This window comes from Lysinibacillus sp. F12, assembly GCF_057773605.1.
On the sequence record NZ_JBYMLP010000005.1, the window covers coordinates 27,559 to 50,052 of the forward strand.

The 22,494-nt window shown below is 36.7% G+C and carries 21 protein-coding genes; 5 read left to right on the forward strand and 16 right to left on the reverse strand.

The window, feature by feature from the left end; genetic code table 11:
- Nucleotides 1-145: 145 nt before the first annotated feature.
- Nucleotides 146-940 (reverse strand): helix-turn-helix transcriptional regulator, encoded by a 795-nt coding sequence (locus AC3CH7_RS19395; protein WP_031416499.1) that lies wholly within the window; start codon nt 938-940, stop codon nt 146-148.
- A gap of 505 nt (nt 941-1,445) precedes the next feature.
- Here AC3CH7_RS19395 and AC3CH7_RS19400 point away from each other — a divergent pair.
- The 3 genes from AC3CH7_RS19400 (at nt 1,446) to AC3CH7_RS19410 (ending at nt 5,230) form a co-directional block, all read left to right on the forward strand.
- Nucleotides 1,446-2,096 (forward strand): LytTR family DNA-binding domain-containing protein, encoded by a 651-nt coding sequence (locus AC3CH7_RS19400; protein WP_008177095.1) that lies wholly within the window; start codon nt 1,446-1,448, stop codon nt 2,094-2,096.
- Nucleotides 2,097-2,445: 349 nt separating this feature from the next.
- A complete protein-coding gene (gene scpC / locus AC3CH7_RS19405) occupies nt 2,446-3,966 on the forward strand; it encodes a succinyl-CoA:acetate CoA-transferase ScpC (protein WP_031416501.1) in 1,521 nt (506 codons plus the stop codon).
- Nucleotides 3,967-4,087: 121 nt separating this feature from the next.
- On the forward strand, nt 4,088-5,230 hold the full coding sequence (locus AC3CH7_RS19410) for an MFS transporter (protein ID WP_031416502.1): 1,143 nt from the start codon (nt 4,088-4,090) through the stop codon (nt 5,228-5,230).
- A gap of 17 nt (nt 5,231-5,247) precedes the next feature.
- Here the strand turns inward: AC3CH7_RS19410 and AC3CH7_RS19415 are convergent, their stop codons facing one another.
- The 12 genes from AC3CH7_RS19415 to AC3CH7_RS19470 all read right to left on the reverse strand — a co-directional run bounded on the left by AC3CH7_RS19415 (nt 5,248) and on the right by AC3CH7_RS19470 (nt 16,902).
- Nucleotides 5,248-5,556 (reverse strand): hypothetical protein, encoded by a 309-nt coding sequence (locus tag AC3CH7_RS19415; protein ID WP_008177106.1) that lies wholly within the window; start codon nt 5,554-5,556, stop codon nt 5,248-5,250.
- Between the two features lie 440 nt (nt 5,557-5,996).
- Nucleotides 5,997-6,278 (reverse strand): GNAT family N-acetyltransferase, encoded by a 282-nt coding sequence (locus tag AC3CH7_RS19420; RefSeq protein ID WP_012295809.1) that lies wholly within the window; start codon nt 6,276-6,278, stop codon nt 5,997-5,999.
- A 132-nt stretch (nt 6,279-6,410) separates the two neighbouring features.
- Nucleotides 6,411-7,325 carry a DUF1002 domain-containing protein gene (locus AC3CH7_RS19425; RefSeq protein ID WP_012295810.1) on the reverse strand — a complete coding sequence of 305 codons (915 nt, stop codon included), beginning with the start codon at nt 7,323-7,325 and terminating at the stop codon, nt 6,411-6,413.
- A gap of 137 nt (nt 7,326-7,462) precedes the next feature.
- On the reverse strand, nt 7,463-8,320 hold the full coding sequence (locus AC3CH7_RS19430) for a CvfB family protein (RefSeq protein WP_012295811.1): 858 nt from the start codon (nt 8,318-8,320) through the stop codon (nt 7,463-7,465).
- A gap of 29 nt (nt 8,321-8,349) precedes the next feature.
- Nucleotides 8,350-8,769, reverse strand: a complete 420-nt coding sequence (gene mntR, locus AC3CH7_RS19435; RefSeq protein WP_008177112.1) for a transcriptional regulator MntR — start codon at nt 8,767-8,769, stop codon at nt 8,350-8,352.
- Nucleotides 8,770-8,891: 122 nt separating this feature from the next.
- Entirely contained in the window at nt 8,892-9,194 is a 303-nt protein-coding gene (locus AC3CH7_RS19440; RefSeq protein WP_031416504.1) for a late competence development ComFB family protein, read from the reverse strand.
- 164 nt (nt 9,195-9,358) lie between these two features.
- Nucleotides 9,359-11,482, reverse strand: coding sequence for a heavy metal translocating P-type ATPase (locus tag AC3CH7_RS19445; RefSeq protein ID WP_488381838.1), 2,124 nt, complete (start codon nt 11,480-11,482; stop codon nt 9,359-9,361).
- On the reverse strand, nt 11,463-11,834 hold the full coding sequence (locus tag AC3CH7_RS19450; protein WP_008177117.1) for an ArsR/SmtB family transcription factor: 372 nt from the start codon (nt 11,832-11,834) through the stop codon (nt 11,463-11,465). The genes AC3CH7_RS19445 and AC3CH7_RS19450 overlap by 20 nt, the downstream gene beginning before the upstream one ends.
- Nucleotides 11,835-11,978: 144 nt before the next feature.
- Nucleotides 11,979-14,348, reverse strand: a complete 2,370-nt coding sequence (locus AC3CH7_RS19455; protein ID WP_012295814.1) for a penicillin acylase family protein — start codon at nt 14,346-14,348, stop codon at nt 11,979-11,981.
- Nucleotides 14,349-14,663: 315 nt separating this feature from the next.
- The gene (locus AC3CH7_RS19460) at nt 14,664-15,419 is read right to left on the reverse strand and encodes an exodeoxyribonuclease III (RefSeq protein WP_012295815.1); all 756 of its coding nucleotides are present in this window, start codon (nt 15,417-15,419) and stop codon (nt 14,664-14,666) included.
- Between the two features lie 54 nt (nt 15,420-15,473).
- Nucleotides 15,474-16,388 (reverse strand): UDP-N-acetylmuramate dehydrogenase, encoded by a 915-nt coding sequence (murB, locus tag AC3CH7_RS19465; RefSeq protein ID WP_012295816.1) that lies wholly within the window; start codon nt 16,386-16,388, stop codon nt 15,474-15,476.
- 208 nt (nt 16,389-16,596) lie between these two features.
- Nucleotides 16,597-16,902 carry a winged helix-turn-helix transcriptional regulator gene (locus AC3CH7_RS19470; protein WP_012295817.1) on the reverse strand — a complete coding sequence of 102 codons (306 nt, stop codon included), beginning with the start codon at nt 16,900-16,902 and terminating at the stop codon, nt 16,597-16,599.
- A gap of 357 nt (nt 16,903-17,259) precedes the next feature.
- Here AC3CH7_RS19470 and AC3CH7_RS19475 point away from each other — a divergent pair, with 357 nt between their 5' ends.
- Entirely contained in the window at nt 17,260-17,787 is a 528-nt protein-coding gene (locus tag AC3CH7_RS19475) for a YceI family protein (protein WP_036162362.1), read from the forward strand.
- A gap of 35 nt (nt 17,788-17,822) precedes the next feature.
- Nucleotides 17,823-18,194: a DUF2500 domain-containing protein gene (locus AC3CH7_RS19480; RefSeq protein WP_012295819.1), complete on the forward strand. Its 372-nt coding sequence runs from the start codon at nt 17,823-17,825 to the stop codon at nt 18,192-18,194.
- Nucleotides 18,195-18,215: 21 nt separating this feature from the next.
- On the opposite strand, the gene AC3CH7_RS19485 is transcribed toward AC3CH7_RS19480, so the two are convergent.
- The 3 genes from AC3CH7_RS19485 to AC3CH7_RS19495 form a co-directional block, all read right to left on the reverse strand.
- Nucleotides 18,216-20,576 (reverse strand): bifunctional 2',3'-cyclic-nucleotide 2'-phosphodiesterase/3'-nucleotidase, encoded by a 2,361-nt coding sequence (locus AC3CH7_RS19485; RefSeq protein ID WP_036162363.1) that lies wholly within the window; start codon nt 20,574-20,576, stop codon nt 18,216-18,218.
- A gap of 304 nt (nt 20,577-20,880) precedes the next feature.
- The gene (locus tag AC3CH7_RS19490) at nt 20,881-21,507 is read right to left on the reverse strand and encodes an FMN-dependent NADH-azoreductase (RefSeq protein ID WP_012295821.1); all 627 of its coding nucleotides are present in this window, start codon (nt 21,505-21,507) and stop codon (nt 20,881-20,883) included.
- A 196-nt stretch (nt 21,508-21,703) separates the two neighbouring features.
- Complete coding sequence (locus tag AC3CH7_RS19495) at nt 21,704-22,411, reverse strand: DsbA family oxidoreductase (RefSeq protein ID WP_031416513.1); 708 nt, start codon at nt 22,409-22,411, stop codon at nt 21,704-21,706.
- Nucleotides 22,412-22,494 lie beyond the last annotated feature (83 nt).

Here is a 22,494-nt window from a genome sequence, read left to right on the forward strand (position 1 = left end):
AACTACTGTGAAGTATACCTTATAGGGTCTGTCTTTATCAAATAGCAAGTGCTACTATTTATGTTTGTTATTTTCATAAAAAAAAGGTGCGAGCTTTAGCAATATGACTAAACATCTCCGCACCTCTTATTTTTTTATTCAAAAGCTATGCATTTTGTAATTCTGTCTCAGCCATTTCAAATCGATAAAATTCATGATGAAGTTCATCTCTAAAATGCTTTGGCGTAACACCCGTATATTTTTTGAAGATTCGTGTAAAATAACTTTGGTTACAGAAATGGAATTGATCAGATATAGATGTAATACTTTTGTTTGTATGTCGTAAATAATATTGTGACTCTTCTACACGTCGAACATTTAAGTATTCAACTAGTGTAATACCTACATGTTCTCTAAAAATACGCGATAAATGACTAGTACTTATATGGAAGTTGTTAGCTATACTTTCCACGGTTAAATCATTCTCCAATTCATCATTTATAAACATGATCACCTTGTTGACAGTTTGATGTCGGAAAGTCGGTTGTTTGCGATCTGCAATAAAATAAACAAAGAAATCAATTAAATCATCGGCAAATTGCAAAAATTCTGCGTCTTTCATTTGGTTTTCAATCATGTCATTACAAGCAATATTGAAAGCAAATGCCTTTTTCGAAGGTACTTGATTGTCTAGCAATTTTCGAGCAACAATCGAAGACAAAACAGAAAAATAACCTCGAACAATTTTTATGACCTGTTTACCAAAACGAATTGAAAGAATATCAATTAACTCATGTAAAGATTTCTTCGCTTTGGCGGATTCTAAATGGTAAATTTCAAAAATTAATTTCGACTCAATATTAAAAAATTCTTCGACGCCGATATATTGATTTATATTATCGATTTCTTGGAAGTATCTTTTGGAAATCGTTTCTGACATAGAATGTTGATGTAGTTGCATAATCTTCCCCATCTTTCCTCAGAGTGCACGAACTGCATTACAATATTTGACATCAATCCCAATTGAATAAAAATAAGAAAATAGTATTTATTAATTTATCTTAAGAACTGAGTCCTATTTCACATTTTTTCAAAAAAACAACCTTATAAATAACCTAACTTAAACACCAGAACACAAGAAAATAGACTATACAGTGAATTTTACCATATTCTGCGATTTCCTTTCAACCACATTTTAATTGCTACTCTAGTTCTAATTTATCACATAGACATAGTAGAAACCTTGTAAACTTAATCCTAACAATTAAATTTTACCATATACCTATCAAAATAAATTAGTCATTATATAAATTTATTTACAAATTATACAAGACAAATTACACCATTATAATGAGTCAATCGACATTTTTCTATTTTATTCCTAAATCTTCTCTATATAATTTATACGATTATGTAGTAAAATAGATGATAATACTATTTTTAAAAGTTTAGACGAGGTGTTTAAAGTGGAACCAAAACAAATAGAAGAAATTATGGAGATCATTAAGGAATTCTTCCCAGAGAATACTTCCATTGCTATCTCTGATACCAATGAGTATTTGTATTACCAGCCAAGTAAAAAAGTTGATTTAAAGATTAAACCAGGCGATCCTATTAAAGAAGGTTCAGCGGCTCACAAAGCCCTAAGCTATGGTCAAAAAATTAGCTCTTACATCGAACCTGATGTTTTCGGTGTAGCCTATTACGGTATGAGTATTCCTTTAATGGAGGAAGGCGAAACTAAAGGAGCTATTACTGCTATCTTCCCGCAAAAACCATCAGCATTCTTAACAAACTACATTACAATTAAAATCGATGACTGCTGGTACCCAATTAAGCACGATCAAGTAATTTATTTAGAAACACAGCTCCGTAAAACATTTGTTAAAACAATGTCTCGTGAAGGTTATCACCGTTTAAACCTAAGTGATCTAGAGCTATTTTTAGCACCTGATTCATTTATTCGTTGTCACCGCTCTTACATCGTTAACATTGACTACATCGATGAAATTCAACCAGATTCTCACTCAACGTTTTTATTAATTATGAAAGATGGTACTCGTATCCCTGTTAGCCAACGCTATGCAAGCTACTTCCGTCGTTCTTTAGGTTTCTAATTATAAGTACAGCGAGCAATGTATGTGGATTGTTCGCTGTATTTTTTGATGCCTATGAAACCTCCTTTTGTCCCCTATTAACAATTTTCGCATAGTTTTAATGTGTAAATCACCTATATTTATACAGCTCTACAATAAAACGTTTTCTCTGTCGAAAAATCATCTTAATGCTCGATTTTCCTTTTTTTACTCAATTTAATGCTATTCATAAAGTAATTGTGACAATTTGGTGATAGTATTATTCAAATGGTTGGAGTCATACTACAACTGAATAAACAGAAAATTCTCAAATGTTTTTTCTAGTTTTGTAATCGGTTTCCATCAAAATTATTTAGGGGAGGATTTTTTTATGGATGCAAATGTTCAAAAACGCCTAGGTTTAAAAGAACTTGAGAGTAAAATTGTCACTGCTGAAGAAGCAGCAGCACTTATTTCTAACGGTGATGTAGTTGGGATGAGTGGTTTTACTCGTGCTGGGGACGCAAAAGTTGTGCCAATGGCTTTAGTTGAGCGAGCTAAAAATGAAGAATTCAAAATTGATGTATATACAGGTGCATCATTAGGACCAGAAGTGGATAAGTACTTAGCAGAAGCTGGTGCCATTCGTAAACGTGGACCATTCCAAGGAGACGCTGGTATCCGTAATTTAATTAACTCTGGGGATGTTTTATATGTAGATGCTCACCTTTCTCATAATGCTGAGCTAGTGCGCCAAGGAATTATCGGACCAATCAAGTATTTAATTCTTGAAGCGGTTGCTATTACTGAAGATGGATTAATTATTCCAACAAACTCTGTAGGTAACTCACCTATCTTTGCAGAATATGCAGAAAATATTATTATCGAGTTAAACATTTCACACCCAGAAGCCTTAATCGGCATCCATGATATTTATGTACCTGGTGAACAAGGTAAGCGTGAAGCTATTCCAATGACAGACGCTATGCAACGCATTGGTGATATCGGTATTAAAGTGGATCCAGCTAAAATTAAAGCAATTGTTATTTCTGAAGAGCCAGATGCTCCTTCATTAATCGTACCTCCAGATGAAGAAACACAAACTATGGCAAACATTTTATTAGACTTCTTCAGCGATGAAATTAAAGCAGGTCGTTTAACAAAACAATTAATGCCATTACAATCTGGTGTTGGTTCTGTTGCAAACGCTGTACTTGATGGCTTTGCAGATTCAGAATTTGAAGATTTAATCGTGGCATCAGAAGTACTTCAAGATGCAGTATTTAACTTAATCGATGCAGGTAAAGTTAAATTTGCCGCTGCCACTTCAATTACACTGACTGAAGAATTACAGCAAAAAGTATATGGCAATTTAGAAAAATATGCTGATAAAATTTGCTTACGTCCACAAGAAATTTCTAACCACCCTGAGCTTATCCGTCGTTTGGGTCTAATCTCAATCAACACAGCTCTTGAGTTAGATATCTATGGTAACGTAAACTCAACGCATGTCTCTGGTACTCGTATGATGAACGGTATCGGTGGTTCAGGAGACTTCGCTCGTAACGCACGCCTTGGTATTTTTGTTACAAAATCATACGCAAAAGGTGGAGCAATTTCTTCTATCGTACCAATGGTATCTCACGTTGACCATACTGAGCATGATGTAGATGTTATCGTAACAGAACAAGGTATCGCTGACTTACGTGGTCTTGCACCAAAAGAACGTGTACCTTTAATTATTGAAAACTGTGCACACCCAGATTATAAAGAGCAATTATGGGATTACTACAACCGTGCTGTCGAAGCAACTGGTAGCCATCAAACACCTCACCTTTTAGAGGAAGCACTTTCTTGGCATGTAAACCTTGCTAAAAACAAAACAATGAAAAAAGAAGTTTCAAAAGCTTAATCTTCAATTTTCAGGACGCCTACTAAGTGAAAACTTATTGGGCGTTCTTTTTTATTGGAAATGTTATAATAGGAATATATGCAACTAACTTACTAATTTGTTCTAATTCATGGGAGGAGCTATGAAAAAATTTATTTATGTCATTATTTTCTTTTCTTTTTTCGACCTATTTACCCAGCTACCTGTTATGAGTACATATGCAGAGTCTTTAGGAGCATCAGCATTCCTTACAGGCCTTGCAGTAGGTATGTATTCGTTATCCAATACATTTGGTAATATCATTTCAGGCTTTTTAACGGATCGCAAAGGACCTTTTATCATACTCATTGTTGGTCTCTTAACAACAGGTTTATCGTTAACACTTTATAACTTAATAGAGGAGCCTATTGCGCTTTTAGGAGTCCGATTTATTCATGGACTTGTTGCAGGCTTCATTGTACCTGCCGCCTTTACCTTTCTAGCAAACGCTACCGAACACGAAAAAAGAGGTAAGGGCAGTGCTATATCTGGCGCATTTGTTGGTATTGCTGCCATTATTGGCCCTGCTTTTAGTGGCATTCTAGCAAGCCGAACAAGTGTCCCATTCGTTTTTAACATCACTGCAAGCTTTATGCTTATATTAGGGATCCTTTCTTTCTTTTTACTAAGAGCAAATCAAGTAAAAAAAGAGAAATCGGCACCAAGTACATATATTCCGATAAGTGTATTCTTTAATAATCCAGGAACATTAAAGGCATTTTCAGGAGCCTTCTTCTTAATGTTTTCACAAGGTGTAATCGCCTATCTTCTACCGCTCAAAGTCCAATCTTTAGGCTTTGACTCCCGTTTAAGTGGCACATTGATGAGCACATTTGGTATTATCGCTGTACTCGTTTTTCTATTACCAACTAATCGTATTTTTGATAAAGTAAATCCCCTAAAAACATTGTCACTTGGTATTGGATTAATGGGATTAAGCCAATTATTAATTAGCCAAGCGGATTCTAGCTCTTTACTTTACTTAGCAATGGCATGTTATGGAGTAGGGTTTGGATTCCTTTTCCCTTCCATAAATTCACTCTTAATAGATTCCACAACCGCTGAAATACGAGGAAAAGCATATGGTTATTTCTATGCATTTTTCTCTCTTGGTGTAGTAATAGGGTCTTCCTTGTTAGGATGGCTATCACTTGGAGTGATTAGCGGCTTTATCTTTACGGGAATTATATTATTAATATTTGCAATAGCAATCCTACTCCCACACAAAAGACCTTCTCATACATAGATGAGAAGGTTTTTTGGTTATTTTTCCTTGTCTTGAATTTCCTCATTATAGAAGTGGACACCAGTATGTCCTCCACCTTCAGCTACCATCTCATTTGAGGCAATCTTCGTTGGAGAAGTACCAGCCTCTGTTGCCACCTCTGTTGATACGCGTTCTGCAATATTGTCATGCATATCCGGCCCTGTTGTCAGATAAGATTCTAATCTTGATTTCATATTATTAAACATCGATAGTGCTTTATCACGGTTCTCTTTTTTACTTAAATAAGATGCTGCTAATCCCGCTAATCCTGCAATGACAACACCTGTTCCTTTTCGTTTAGCCATATTTATTACCTCCTAAAAATATAGAAACTAGCTCTGTACTATAGTTTTTCCCTATTCTTAGAAGAATAAACATTTATTTTTTTATCTCTATCTGCATATATATATAAATAAGAAGTATACTTGCTTAATATCCGCCGTACTTATCATTCTTCTATTAAAATTCAGTATAATTTTCGACATTTATCATAATTATATAATTATTTATGATTACAAAAAGCAAGTAATGGGAATTAATGAATTAATACTTAAAATAGGAGCGTGATTATAATGAAGGAATTCGATTTAGCGTACGATTGGGTAGATATGGCTTCATTAGTAGGTGGGGCAGGCCTTTTAACCATACTAATTTATGGTGTCATTCTTTTGTAAGGAGCTGCTTAAATGATTTACTTTAGTAATTAAAAGGCAATCCGCTTACCTATAAGCAGATTGCCTTTATTTTATCGTTTTACATCATTATATGCATCTGATTTGGCAAAGGCAGCTACTACATAGGAACAAACAGCTTCCATCTTGTAGTCGTGTTGACGTGCATATTGGGCTGCCTGATCAAGCAATTGTTTGGCCACCCCTTGACCGCGGAGCTTATCTGATACATATGTGTGATCCATTACCATTACTTGCCCATTTTGCTGCCAAGTAATTTCGGCAAGCCTTTCCCCTGCTTGCTCATTCAAAAATGCAAATTTATTTCCTGCTAATTGCTGTAATTGGAATTCCATTTCTCACCACTCCTTTTATTCATAGTACCATAGCTTTTTGTTTTTTCACAAAGCTTGCGACTCTTCTAAATAAAAAGAATCTGTCCACTCATTCTAGTAAATGAGTATGACAGATTCTTTTATTTTTCATTGTTAGTTAAACCAAGAAGATATAGTATCTTTTAGATTAGCAAAGAAGGTTTTCACACTTTCCCAGAATCCTTTATCCTCCATGAGAGAGCCAAACTTCTCCTGAATCGTATTACTAATATCGTTTAACTGTTCAGACCATTTACTAAAATCAATATCCAGTTTACTGATTTTATCCATCAAATCTACGAGCAATTGACGGTCCTTTTCACTTAAATTAATTTCCAGCTTGTTTAATTGTTCTTGAACGATCTTTTCAACGTCTTCACGTGTAGCTGGCTTTGTTTCAGCAATTTGCTTTTTAATTTCGGTTAGTAATTCAGCAACCTTTGCATCATCCACACCTGCAGATTCAGCAATAGATGTTGCAACTGATAACTCTTCATTTGCTACATCTGTTCGTTCAATATCAAGCGTTTCACCTGTAGTGACCTCGTAGGCCTTGTAAATACCTACTAACGCTGAATGCCCTGTTACCGCCTTAGGTGCAGCCACCTGTACTGTGGCATCTTCAATCCCCGCCGTTAACATGGCATTCGCGTACATTTCAGATGTCACCTGTGTAATATTTGTGGGTGTGACAATTTCTATTACTAGACCGTCCCCTGCATCTCTACGCGTAATTTTAGCAGAAGAATACATGCGGGAACTTGAATTACTATCTTTAATGTATTTAACTAAATCCTGACCTGATACCGTTATTTCTTCGATTTCAGGCTCTTCACTTACTTTTAATGATTTCTTTACTGATTCTTTTTCAGCTTCAGATAAATTTGCCCCATATACAACGATCGGTACGCCTAACTTTTCATCAATTGCTTTCGGAGGCGTATTATCAGCTGCAAACCCTGTTGCTGGTGCCATCACACCGAATACTAACATAGTAGCTGTTAGAATTTTAATCCAAGCTTTTTTCAAATCGTGTGACCCCTTTCGATAAAACCTCATAATTAGCCCGTATAATGTATACCACTATACAGTTATTAGTACGTAAAAAAGAAGAGAAGGTTTCAAGGATGTCTCTTATCGCTTGTCTTTGGTTTATCAATCGTCCACTAGGCTTCTTCCGTCCAGCCGTCCTGTTGCTTCACTTTACCAGCTTTCATCAATGTTCCTAATGCACGTTTAAAGGCACCCTTACTCATATGAAACATTTCTTGAATTTCTTCAGGAGAAGACTTATCACCAAATGGCATTTTGCCCCCAACATCCTGTAGATAGCTCAAAATTTGCTGTGCATCATCGGAAAGACGCTCATGTTTTCGTGGCAAAAGAGAACCGTTCATGGAGCCATCTTCTTTTACATCAATAATTCGAACTACTACATCTTGTCCCAAGCGTGGCTCCGCACTGCGCTCTGATTCATGTACAAAAATACGATATGGATGTTCTACACCTAGTAAAAACGAGCCAACTGGTAACAAACGATATGGACGTGCCTGAATGTTTTTATTATGCAAATCTTCAAATGCACCTTCATATAGCTCAGAAATCTTCTCTTCCGTTGCTAATCGCCCAAATAAATCACCGTTCCGGTCTGTTCGTAGTGTCATAAATAAATGATCACCTGGAACCGGCCACACCTCTTTTAATGGTGGTAAATCCTCTGCTTTTACTAATACTTCACGGGAGGAACCAATATCTACATAAGCCCCTTCACGTTCTACTACTTTTAGCACTCTTGCCCAACCATATTCCCCTTGTGTAAAAGCTGGAATAGCTGTTGTAGCGGCTAGGTCTCCTCGTCGATCTACAAATAAAAATACTTCAAGGCGATCACCTACTGTTAGCGGCTCTGTTACCTCTGAAGCATTTAAAGGTAGTTCTTCAACTCCATTTGTTAAAATCCATTTGGATGTTTGTTGCTCTAATACCGTTAATGTAACGACTTCACCTGATTTTAATGCGTCCATATTGTCTCCCTTTCCCTCACACCATCTTTTTATAGATTGTGCTGTGTCTTTGATGCCTCTAATTTTTTCACGATGTCTGGATTCTCTTCCATTACTTGCACAAGATCTGCTATACGATCGATTGAATTCCAACTTAAATGATGCTCTATTCCTTCAACATCATTATATATACGCTCTTCATCCACACCAATCATTCGTAAGAACTGCTCGAGCAATTCATGACGCTGCACAAGACGCTTACCAAGCTTTTCACCTTTCGGCGTCAATGTCAGTCCACGGTATTTTTCATAAACTAAATAACCATCTTTATCTAATTTTTGAACCATTTTTGTAACAGAAGAAGGAAGAACAGATAATGCTTCAGCAATGTCAGACACTCGCGCATATCCTTTGTTAGCGATGAGTAAATAAATTTGTTCGATATGGTCCTCCATACTAGGTGTTGGCATATCTTTTTCCCTCTCTTTCCTTTTCTTACTCTCTAGTTTACTACAAGCTTGGCTTAAAAGTTAACTGAAAATACATATGCCAGAAAATCACTACCTGTACAACTTAAAAAGAGCCTCTTCATTTAAGAAGTAGGCTCCACTTTGTGTCGAGGATACTTATTTACCACATGTAACGCGTGAATAATCTCTTTGTTAATGCGCTCAATACTTTCAGGAGTATTCATTTCCTTAAATGCCTCGTCTCTAGCTTCCATTGATGTAACATACTTACTCGGCAATGCATTTAGTGTAAGTGCCACCGTGTCGAGTTCACAGGTTTCGCATTTACAAAATGTTTGATATTCCGGTCCTCGTAGTAAAAAGCTTACTAAACCACGCACAATCTCTTCTGTAACATTTACTAAAATAGGATCTGACTTATTCAAACTTTCGCCTCATTTATATTGAATGCTTACATTACTCCTGAAACTATAATAGCCTTTAAAAAGTTCTTTTTCAAGAATCACTAGTAGCATCTATTCGCACAAAATTAGTAGTGTCAAAGTAAGATTAATCTCCTGCTTTTTCCTGTTAAATCACATCTTACCTACTACTTTTTTGCTTTTATTAGTCTTAATGAATTAAAAACAACTAATAAGGTTGCGCCCATATCTGCAAAAATTGCAATCCATAACGTTAGCCATCCGGGGATAACTAGCAGCAACGCAATTAATTTTAAGGCTAGGGCAAAAATAATATTTTCTTTGATAATACGTAGTGTTTTTCTGCTTAAGCCAATGGTGTATGGGAGCTTTGTTAAATCGTCACCCATTAAGGCAATATCCGCTGTCTCGAGAGCTGCATCTGTACCTGCTCCCCCCATTGCAATTCCTACATTTGCAGTTGCCAATGCTGGCGCATCATTTACACCATCTCCAACCATTGCTACGGCTCCAAACTGTGCACGTAAATCTTTAATCGCCATTAATTTTTCCTCTGGTAATAAACCAGCACGCACATCTGTTACCTGTAATGATGTAGCAATAGCTTGGGCAGTAGGCTCTGCATCACCTGTTAGCATCACCATATGCTTAACTTTTAGGGCTTTTAATTTTAGCAATACATCCTTACTTTCATGACGTAATTGATCAGCAATCCCAATTAATCCAATGAGTTGGCTTTTCGAAACCGCTGCTACTACTGTCTTACCCTGTTCCTGCAGTTTTTTAACCTGATTTTCTATATTTTTATCGATAGAACCTAGTGTCGAAGCCCATTTCATGCTACCTACATAAATAATCTGCTGATCAACCGTTGCAAAGGCTCCTTTGCCTGTGACTGATTGGAAATCAGTAGGCACTAGCTCAGATAAATTCTTATCATGTAATCTATTTAATATGGCTTTTGCCAAAGGGTGTTGAGATTGTTTTTCTACTGCAGCTACAAGCTGTAGTACATAGTCCTCTGACCAACCTTCCATTGTCACTATATCTGTGACTGCTGGCTGTCCTTCGGTTAATGTACCTGTTTTATCAAAGGCTACCGCTTCAATATGTCCTAATTGTTCTAAATGAATACCGCCCTTAATAAGGACACCCTGTCTTGCTGCGTTGCCAATCGCAGTGACAATAGCCACAGGTGTAGAAACAACGAGTGCACAAGGACATCCTACTACTAACACCGCTAAACCTTGGTAAATCCAGTGCTGCCAATCACCCATAAATAAAGGTGGAATGATAGCTACTAAAAAAGCAATAATTATAATAGCTGGTGTATAATACTTGGCAAATCGATCAACAAATTGCTGAGAAGGGGCTTTCTCTGCCTGTGCCTCTTCTACAAGATGAATAATCTTAGCAATTGTTGTGTCTTCTACTCGCTTTGTCACACGAACCTCAAGCGCGCCCTCTTCATTTAATGTACCTGCGAATACTTCATCATTCACTGTTTTATTCACCGGAATAGACTCACCTGTTATAGCTGCTTGATTCACTGCAGATAACCCGCTAATGACAATACCATCCATCGCAATCTTTTTCCCAGGCTTTACAATTAAAATATCTCCTATCTCAATGTCTTCCGTCCGCAGTTCAAGCTCATGAAAATGTTCACCATGTGCTCTTTTGATGATAGCTGTTGGTGGAGCGATATCCATCAACCCTCGTATAGATTGTCTTGCCTTATCCATGGAATAGGCTTCAAGTGCTTCACTTACAGCAAATAGAAAGACTACAACTGCCGCCTCTTCCCACTCCCCAATAATAGCAGCGCCAATAATAGCGATAGTCATAAGGGTCTTCATATCAAATTCAAAGCGAGCTAAATTACGGAAGCCCGTTTTAAAAATACCCATTCCCCCTACAAGAATCGCTATGATGAACATGGCTATCGGGATTGGGTTGGTCTCTCCCTGAATAGAAACAAATAAATATCCTAGTATGACAAAGAACAAAGATACCCCTGCCAAAATATTTTCTTTCTTACGGTAAAAAGGTATAGATTTTTCAACTGCTCTCACTGCTGATTGGGACACCTTGATCCCATCAAAAGCACCTGCTTCTTCAATTTGATTCACACTAATGTTACCGACTACTGTTATTTTAGAAGCACCGAAATTGACTTGTGCATCCTCCACTTCTGGTATGGCCTTTACATTTTTCTCAAACTTCGCAGCACAGCTGGCACAGGAAAGATTTTGCAATCTGTATTCTTGTTTAGTTGGCGTCGCTACCATTCGCAATCCCCTCTTTCGCATGTTCATAGGCAATTGTTACAATTTGAAATACATGCTCATCCGCTAAAGAGTAATACATTTGCTTCCCTTTGCGGTGTGACTTTGCTAAATTATTATCTTTTAAATAACGTAAATGATGTGATGCTGTTGCGACTGACGAGCCAATAATCGATGCTACATCACAAACACATAATTCATCCTCCACCGTTAAAGCAAAGGCAATTTTAAGTCTTGTTTCATCAGATAATGCTTTTAGAAACTTTGCTACCCCTGATAAATCAGGCATTTGTTGTTGTACCTTGGTGACAGCTTCTTCATGTACTTGCGTCACCTCACAAATTTCTTTCGGCATAGTCTTTCACCTCATTCAAATATTCGTTTGATTGTATTCAATGTAACATATTATTCCATCTTATTCAAATGAATGTTTGAATGTTGTGATTTATATCCTAGTAAAAAAAATTAACGTACTTTATAAGTACGCTAATCTTTTTTGTTACTGCGCTTTTAAATTTAATGTTTTACCTTTAATATCTTCCTGTTTTACAAAAGTTTGATGATAATCACCATTTGCCCAATCAATTACTTGGTCTTGGTACCAATCCGACTTTATATGACCACTTTGACCAGGTCCAACAATATGATAGGCTGAGCCTAAATCACCCACATCCACAACAAAACGCCAAGAAGCACCATGATCCACATTACCAGAAAGATCATTATCTGCAGCCTGTACCGTCACCTTGGAGCCGCCAATTGGCACCTTTTTAGCATTAAAATAGGCAGCTAAAATTGGCGAAGCACCTCCTAAAGTATGATTAAAAGTGAGCTGGTGAAAATCGCCCCATGTCCACTTAGAAACATTTTTACCAAATTGATCTTCTAATTGTGTAATAGTAAGCTCAAGTGCCTTGTAAACGGTTGCATCAACCCCACCTTGCTCCTCTATCCAAATACTCTTACCACCTGCATAGGCCGTCCGTAAAAGCTGATCTGTAATATTAAATTTCCCATGCATGATGTTGTACATATCTACAGGCATTTGATCTTTAAACAATACTTCCTGTAATTTGGTCATCAGTGTATGGAATACGAGTGGTGCTCCTGATTCCTTAGCATCAACCATATCCCAATCCTCTAGCATAGCGATAACCTCTGCGTACTTACCATCCTGATCTTGCGCTTTTATCGATGTTAATAAACTAGGAAGGAATTCCCTTGCATAGAGATTATGTTGATCCATTTGCAAGTTCATCATATCCTCAACCGTTATCGAATCATTCGCCTCAAGTACTTCTTTAATCCGTTCAAAACGGTAAGGCTGAGCCCAGAAATCTGTAATGTGATAAGGATATTCCTCTCCTACCACTTGATTATTAGCGGTCGCAATAAAGCCTTCCTTTGGATTCACTACTGTTGGCAGCTCATCCCATGGAATAAAACCCTCCCAACCATAGTCACTAGAATCACCTGGAACTGGCAATTGACCATCGCCTATCTTACGAATAGGGATTTGACCATTTGCTTTATAAGCAATTGTGCCATCCTTCGAGGCAAAAACGAAGTTCTGCGCAGGGGCCTTAAAGTCTTCTAAAGCTTTTTCAAAGTCATCCCAGGATTTCGCTTTATTAAAACCAATTACTGCACGTAATTCCGCAGTCGGCTGAAGTGCTGTCCACTGCATTGAAAATTGTGCAGTTGGCTTGGTATCTTTGAATGCCAGATCCGTCATAATTGGACCATGGCGTGTCACAACCACTTCAAAGTCTACAGTTTCTCCTTCCTTCACTTTAATAGATTCATCACGTATCTCGGCCTGCTCCCACTTCCCATCGTAGCGGAATTGTGTGGAATTATTAGGATTTGGTATTTCAATATATAAATCCTGCACATCTGGGCCAACATTTGTTACACCCCATGCTATATCATCGTTATGACCTAAAATAATACCTGGAATTCCTGCAAAAATGACACCACTAACATTTTGTTGCGGGGACTGCAGATGCATCTGATACCAAATAGATGGAGTACTTAAACCTAGGTGAGGGTCATCCGCCAAAATAGGTGTGCCAGATTTAGTTTTCTCTCCAGAAACAACCCAGTTATTACTGCCATTAAATTCATTAGGCAATAGATTTGGATTAAATTGCCCTACTACCGCAACAGGATTTTGAATATTTGCCTCAATAATAGATGAGGCATTCTCAGGATATTTAATAAATAATTCTTTCGCCTTATCTTCATCAAAATTTTGTAAAGCCCAGTGTCGGAAGGCAAGTGTATTCCAATTCCCCCCCAGATCATAAGCCATATACTTCCCAATCGTTAAAGAATCCACGACGGACCATTCCTCTGGCTCGTAGCCCAATAAAGAAAATTCATAGCTTAAAGTTTTATTTTCCTTAGCCTGTTCAATAAATGCATTTACCCCTTCTGCATACCACTTTAATACTTGCTTGCTTTCCTCATCATAAGCCGCGAGTGATTTCTCAGCGGCATTGCGTAAGCTAAAAGTACGAAAATGTTTGTCCGTATTTATCGTCGCTTCTCCAATAATCTCTGATAATCGGCCACTCGCCTGTCTTCTTGCTAAATCCATTTGAAACAATCGATCTTGTGCTTGAACATAACCTTGCGCGCGATACAAATCAGCATCTGTCTTTGCAAAAATATGAGGAATCCCTTTGTCATCCCTTGTAACCTTCACATCCTGATCTAAAATATTGACTGCTAACTCACCATCAATTATCGGCTTAGATTTATTCATAAACCATGTAAATCCGATAAAAGCTACGATTGCTAAAGTCGCTACGATTCCTGCAATGACGATGAGCCACTTTCTCCATTTGAACTTTCTCTTTTCCACCTTATTACCCCCTCTGTGCACTATATTCCTTACTACCTCTCAAAATCCTTAAAATAATGTCCAAAAGATTATAGCAGGTGGATATTTGTTTTTCATGTAAGTAATTCACTCTATAAATACAATTTTCTGTCAACACCCACTATTAGACTAGTATAAACAATTGGATATACCTAGGCTACAGAGCATTGTTAAAAAACATATCTATCTGTATATTAGCTTCCTTTCATTAGTCTCTTTTTTTGAATGAACTACTATAATTCTATTATTCTTACAAAGAAAAACCGTATTTCCATATAGAAAATACGATTTTAAATGCTAGACATGTAGTTGTAATTCAATGGGACAATGATCGCTGCCCATGATGTGCGGGTGAATAGTTGCTTGGTTTATTTGGTTTTTTAATTGCTCCGAAACAATAAAGTAGTCGATGCGCCAACCGATATTTCGTTCACGTACTTTATTCATATAGGACCACCATGTAAAATGGTCAGTTTCATTTGGATGCTTGTATCTGAAAGAATCTACAAAACCGCTTGCTAAAAGCTCCGAAAATTTTGCACGCTCCTCATATGTAAATCCTGAATTACCTATATTCGATTTAGCATTTTTCAAATCTATTTCAGTGTGTGCAACATTTAGGTCTCCGCAATAGACAACTGGCTTCTTGCTATTCAGGTCTTGTAAATAGCTCGCTAAATGCTCTTCCCAAGTTAGGCGAAGTGGTAATCTCGCTAAATCACGCTGTGCATTGGGTGTATAAACATTTACTAAATAAAAATCTTCATATTCTAAAGTAATAATCCTACCCTCATCCTGAGAATCTTCATCTCCAACTCCATACTTAACGGACAACGGTGTATGCTTTGTAAATATAGCCGTACCAGAGTAGCCTTTCTTTTGAGCATAGTTCCAATATTGCTCATATCCATCTAGCGCAAGCTCCACTTGTCCAGCCTGACATTTAGTTTCTTGGATACAAAAAAAATCTGCCTCTATTTGATGAAAGAAATCTAGAAAGCCTTTCCCCAGACAAGCCCTAATCCCATTGACATTCCATGAAATAAATTTCATCTTATCCTCACTCCTTAAAAAAAACGCCCTTCGACTCAAGCGAAGAGCGTCCCATTATAGATCATCACCAACAATTTTAACTTCTGTTTCTAATTCGACACCAAATTTTTCCTTCACAATACGCTGTACCATTTGAATAGTTGCTATATAATCAGAAGCAGTAGCATTGCCTTTATTGACAATAAAACCTGCATGCTTTGTAGAGACTTCTGCACCGCCTACCCCTTTGCCTTGTAAGCCACTATCTTGAATAAGCTTACCTGCAAAATGACCTGGTGGACGTTTAAAAACACTTCCAGCAGATGGATATTCTAATGGTTGCTTTGATTCTCGCTGAAATGTTAAGTCGGCAATCTTCGCATCAATTTCATCTTGTTTGCCAGTAGCTAATTGGAACTCTGAGGATAACACATAATAGCCTTTCTTCGCAATAATGCTTTTACGATAGCCAAGTTCAAGCTCTTCCTTTGACAAGGTTAAAACTTCTCCCTCTTTTGTTAACACCTTAGATGAAACAATAATATCTTTAATCTCACCGCCATAAGCTCCTGCGTTCATAGCCATTGCACCGCCTATTGATCCAGGGATACCGCAGGCAAATTCAAAGCCTGTTAAGGTTGCTTTTGCGGATAGTTTTGACACATCTTTAATCAGCGCACCACTTTGGGCATAAACATGTTCACCATTAATCCGAATTTCATCTAAATTTGAAAATGTAACAACGATTCCTCTATGACCACCATCACGAACAACCATATTAGATCCGTTACCTAACATTAATAAAGGAATATTATTTATATATGCATAGCGAATTACAAATGCTGCTTCTTCTTCTGTATCAGGAAGAACAAAAACATCTGCTTTGCCACCTAATTTTGTCATTGTATATTGTTGTAAAGATTCATCTAACTTAATATTGGCAGGACTAATGCTCTTCGCTAAATCCTTTGCCCATTGTTGTTTTGTCATGAGAGCTAATTCCTTTCTAACGTCCTTCTTACTCTACACCAGTATGGATTTAGAACCCCAATTTGACAAGTAAAATGAAGGGTATTTTTATCTCACATAAAAAGACAGGTAGGTCTTGTGCAGAGATGATGAATATTATAAAGAAAATTGACAGTCATTCCAAGTGTCGTTTTTGGCACAATATTACCTAAAGGACAAAGGACTTATTTTAGAGCCAGCTACTTGCCCATGTTTCAATATTGCGGATAGCCCCTTCTAATGCTTGCCCTTTATCTGTTAATGAATATTCAACTCGTACTGGAACCTCAGAATACACTTTACGTTCAACAAGCCCTTCTTTTTCCAGTTCCTTTAAGCGTTCTGATAATAAACGCCCACTAACAGGTAATGCTGACTCTATTTCATTAAAACGCTGCGATCCATCTAATAATTGATATAATATTAAACCCGTCCATCGTTTTCCAATTAAATCCATTGCTTTAGCTAAACGAGGACATAAAGTTGTCTCATTCATATTTCTTCACCTCTATGTACCTATTGTAACGATTATTAAAGGAAATGTAAATTTAGAGTAACTTATTTACATAACATAATTTATACACTTTTATATACTTAATTACAAAAAGTAACTTTTGAATTTTCGTCTTTTCATAATCACGGCGGAACTTACCATCGTTAAAACATCTGTCCTCCTAATCATAAAATGCCATAGATATCAGTAATGTGACTAACTATTTATTTACGTATTGTAAATGTTCACAGTTTACACTTTTATGGAAGGTTATCCTTTCCTATTTATGAAAAATACATTGAATATGGTATTTGTTTACTTTATTATTCGTTGTAGAATGCTGTTTTAGGGGGTTTTTATATGAAAAAATACACTATTGATGTCAGTCATTCCACACTTAGCTTTTCTGTACGACATATGATGATATCTAAAATTCACGGTACATTCGAATCGTACAACGCTGAAATTGCTGCAGTCAATATTGAGAAAATGCAGGATGCAAGTATTTCTATTACCATTGCAGTGGCTAGTGTCTCCACAAAAAATCATGACCGTGATATACACCTTGTGTCTCCAGACTTTTTTGATGCAGACGTTTATCCAAAAATAGTCTTTACCTCTACATATATTGATAAACAAAATGATAATAATTTTTTAATACATGGGGATTTAACGATTAAAAATATAACAAGGCCTATCGTATTTACAACAGTATATACAGGAAACGGTGTTAATCCTTGGGCACAAGAAGTATATGGCTTTCAGGCAAAGGCACAAATTGATCGCCGTGATTTTAATTTAGTCTATAATACGATTTTAGAAACAGGCGGCATATTAATCAGTGATGAGATTGACATAGTGGTAGATGTCGAGTTAAGCCCCCTTTAGTTATAGATTTACCTTAAGGAAAGAGGGAACTATAAATGCTATGGTTTCATAACGGGATTACATTTGAATCGAGCTTTATTACAATCGTCTTTTTTATCGTTTTTGGTAGCATCGCTTTCAGCCTTATTAAAGCTACTGTCACCTGGTCTACCAATAATCAATCACAAACCTTTACTATACCCGTTAAGGTTGTGACAAAACGTACGAATATTCGGGGAGGTTCCAATCATTCTGCGGCATATACTTCTTATTTCATCACGTTTGAAGAACGAAATGGGGAGCGTCAGGAATTAAAAGTGAATGGTCGCGATTTTGGACAGCTAGTTGAGGGTGACACTGGCCTTTTAACATATCAGGGCACTCGCTTTCATACATTTGAAAGACAAAAAAGGGAGAGTAGCGATTAAATCGCACTCTCTCTTTTTGTTTTATTTAATTAAATATTTAGCAAATCCTGCCTCTGTATCCTCTAAATATTCAATGCCACTATTTGCTGAGATAAATTTTTGTGCATCTTTTGCAGATAGATAAACAACTTTTGTCTTAGCTGGGAATGGTACAAATGACCAGTTATTATCCGCAGCAGGGTTAATTGTTTTATTTGCCATAATATAATCAACTACAGCTTGACGATTTTCATAAGCATAGTTTGTTATATTGGAGCCGTCCGTATTTTTAAATGTCGCTCCATACGAACCACCAACACGGTAATTATTTGTAATGATAATAAATTCTTGATTTAAATCAATTGGTTTACCATTATACTGTACATTTTTAATACGGTTTGCCTTTTCATCAACAAGATTACCACGACGGTCATATTTAGATGGAGATGTTACATCAATTTGATAGGTTAAGCCATCTAACACATCAAAATTATAAGAGCGTGCTTCTGGATCAATGATATTTTGCTCTTCTGACTTATTCGGATCAATTGTTGCAAAAATACCTGCAGCCATCTCTAACCACTCTACTGCTTGTGCACCTGTCACTTTAATGGTTGCTACAGTATTATCGTAATGATAAATATCCGCCATATTTTTAATGGCAAGTGGACCAACTGGAATGTTTGTATAATCTAATGGATTATTTCGTGAACCCGCTTTAAAAGGAGCCCCAGCAGAAAGAAGCGGCGTTTTCTCATCCTTCGTTCCCTTTAATTCTTGTTCAATAAACCATTTTTGTGCTTGTGTTACGATTTGAATAGAAGAATCATCTTGCACCATTGAGAAATAACTATGGATTGGCGCAGTTGTTTCACCAACAGGCTGACGAATATATGTTAAAGTGCCTTCATGTGCTTGTTTCACAGCCTTTAACACCGTAGTGGAAGGTTGTAAACCTTCTTGCTTGATTGATTGTAATGACCCACTACCATCAACTACAACCCACTCTGATCCTTGTTGTTCAATTTTTAGGTCAATGACACCAAGATGGCTACCATAGCTACCTGCCATAACAGTTGGAACACCATGAATAGTTCCCTTCTCTTGATCTACATCTTTCAAATCTTTGTAGTCACCTGGGAATGTTAAGTGAGAGTGCCCTGTAATCAAAGCATCAATTCCATCAATTCCAGCTAGTTGATAACCAACATTTTCAGCGCCTTTCACATAAGTATCCTCACCAATACCTGAATGGGAAAGAACAACTATTACGTCTGCTCCAGCCTTCTGCATTTCAGGTACTACTTCTTTTACGGCTTCAACAGGCTCTTGCATGTTAACTTTACCAGCTAAATGAATGGCATCCCATTCAACAATTTTCGTTGGTACAATTCCAGTCACACCAACTTTCAGTGTATGTTTCTTACCTGCATTGTCCACTACTTCTTTATCAAGAATGACATAAGGTGTAAACATACGCTTTTTTGTTTTGGCATCGTAAGTATTAGCATTTACGACTGGATATTTTGCATCATTTAATACTTCATCTAAGAAGTCTAGACCATAGTTGAATTCATGATTCCCTAAAGTTCCGCCATCGTATTTTAAAGCGTTAAGCGCTGCAATAGCTGGGTGTACTTCCCCTGGCTTTAATACACTTTCTAACGCTTTATAAGAGCCAAGTGGCGTACCTTGAATTAAATCCCCATTATCGAATAATAGTGTGTTAGGATTTTTCGCACGAGCTTGTTCAATTAATGTAGCTGTATTAGCTAAACCTACCTCAGATGACGGAGCATCTAAATAGTAATTATAATTAGCTAAATTTGTATGAATATCTGTAGTTCCTAAAATTTGAAGATCTACTGAGACTCCATGAGATGGTGCCTTGTATTCAGCTACAAAGCGCTCCACAATACTTCCCATTTGCTCATGTGTTACATAGTCACGAGGACGAATCGTATTATCCTCGAACGCTTGAAGAATATTTGCTACAACAGCATTAGCTAAATCTTGTTTATAAGCTTCAGCAATTTGATCAGCATCCTTAAATTGATCTAAGACCGTAAGGGAAGCATTTTCACTAACAAGTCCACGAGCAGATATAACAAATGCTTGTTGACGTGTTAATTTATCGTTTGGACCAAATGTAGTTGCCGTTTTTCCTTTTATAAGTTTTAACTGTACAGCTTTTTCTACATATGGCGCTAAATCCTTAGAGACATCAGTAAAAGTAAGGGAAGAACCATCACCTATCTCGACATCTAAGCTTTCTACTAATTCTTTTACATAATCAGCGCGTGTAACTTCATTGGAAGCAGCATTAGCAGTCCATCCAAATGGTATCAACGCGAATAAAACTAGTAGCATGGCTAAGAATTTAGTTATTAATTTCTTGTTCATACAACAACCTCCTTATTCATCTAGTATTTTCCTACAAATACTATTATATTAAACTAACTGTATTTTTTACTGAATAATTAGTCCTAATTATATGTATTTTTAAAAGAATGGATTATTACTTTCCTATAAAATCGCATTTTTCTATCATTTTTATTTTCGCACATCCAATAGAATGTTAGGAAATGTAAATTCCGAATATATAGTTAATACCAATATATCCGACCTCAGTGCCACACCATACCTCTGTTCACAAAATAAAAAAAGACCTCTCAAATTTGAAAGGTCTTTTATTAAAAAATATTTTTTACGCGTTTACCGCTTGAAGTGATTGAGCTACTTTTTTCACTTCTTCTAGGCCATTTGCAATAATTTCTTGTGCTTTATCAGGTGATGCATTGTGACCTTCAATAATTACTTCTTCGATAATTTCCATACCGAATACACCGCCTGCTACATTTTTAATGTAGTTTACGGACATTTCCATAGGCTGTGTTTCTGGTAGTGAGTAGTAGCCACCACGAGCATTTAAGATAATCGCTTTTTTATCAGTCATTAGGCTAACCATTTGGCCATCTTCACCGTATTTGAATGTGAAACCTGCTTGGTATACATAGTCAATAAATGTTTGTAAAGGTGCTGGAATAGTTAAATTCCAAAGTGGGAACGCAAATACGACTAAATCAGCTGCTGTTAATGCATCCATCGCTTTTTGTTTAGCAGCTAAAAGACGTGATTCGATGTCTGTTAACTCTCCACCATTTTGTACTTTACCAAACGCATTGAAAAGATCTTGCCCAAAGTATGGCATATCTTCTGCAAATACGTCAAAAGTTGTAACGTTTACACCTTGTACGTTTTCCATAAATGTATCGTACATTTTTGTTGAAATACCGTCTGGACGGTTGTTTGCTTTTACTACTAAAACGTTCATTATATAAAATCTCCCTTAAATCACATAGTCTATTATCTCGAATTCAAGATATATACTTATCTTAAAAAAATTCTTTTAAAAAGTCAACGATACTTTCCTCAGACTTTTGACTGAAATAATTAGATAAGATTTTTCACTAAACGAATAAGAGAGGCTTGATATGTCAAGCCTCTCAGTCATAATAGTAATTTTAGCGCTATAATTTACAGTTATCATCTGTACAAACACCAGCGTTACCTGTACCAGCCATTTTCAGACCAGGTTGTAAGCCCTCTTCCTCAGCCACTTTACGTAATGTATCTTCGAATACTTCTTGTGGCTGTGCTCCAGAAATACCATATTTGCGGTTTAAGACAAAGAATGGAACCCCACGAACTCCAAGCTGCAACCCTTCTTGAATATCCGCTTCTACCTCATTTTTAAATTCATCCACAGCAAGAATTTTAGCCACTTGCTCGCGTTGTAACCCTACTTGTTCTGCTATATCTAATAATACTTCCTCTTGTCCAATACGTTTTCCTTCAATAAAATGACTATGCAATAGTGCTTCCACTAATGCCGTAACATCTCCCTGCTGCTCTGCCCATTTAACAAGTCGATGTGCCTTTAACGTATTCTCCTCCATTAGATTGCTAAAATCATAGTTTAATCCTACTTCTTTCGCACGCGCAGTAACGCCCAATGTCATTTCTTTGGCCTTTTCTAAAGACATGCCATATTTTTTTGCTAATGATTCATACACCGTAATATTCGAATCTACTGGGGTATTTGGATCAAGTTGATAACTTTTATAAACCAGCTCCACTTGCCCACCAAGGCCAGTATCTTCAATAGCTTGCTCTAATTGTTTTTTACCAATATAACAAAACGGACATACATAGTCAGACCAAATTTCAATTTTCATTACTTACACTCTCCTTTTGCTACATTGTAGCGATAGACTAAATAACAAGGCAATTTTTATGCTTCATTGCATAAATTCACCAG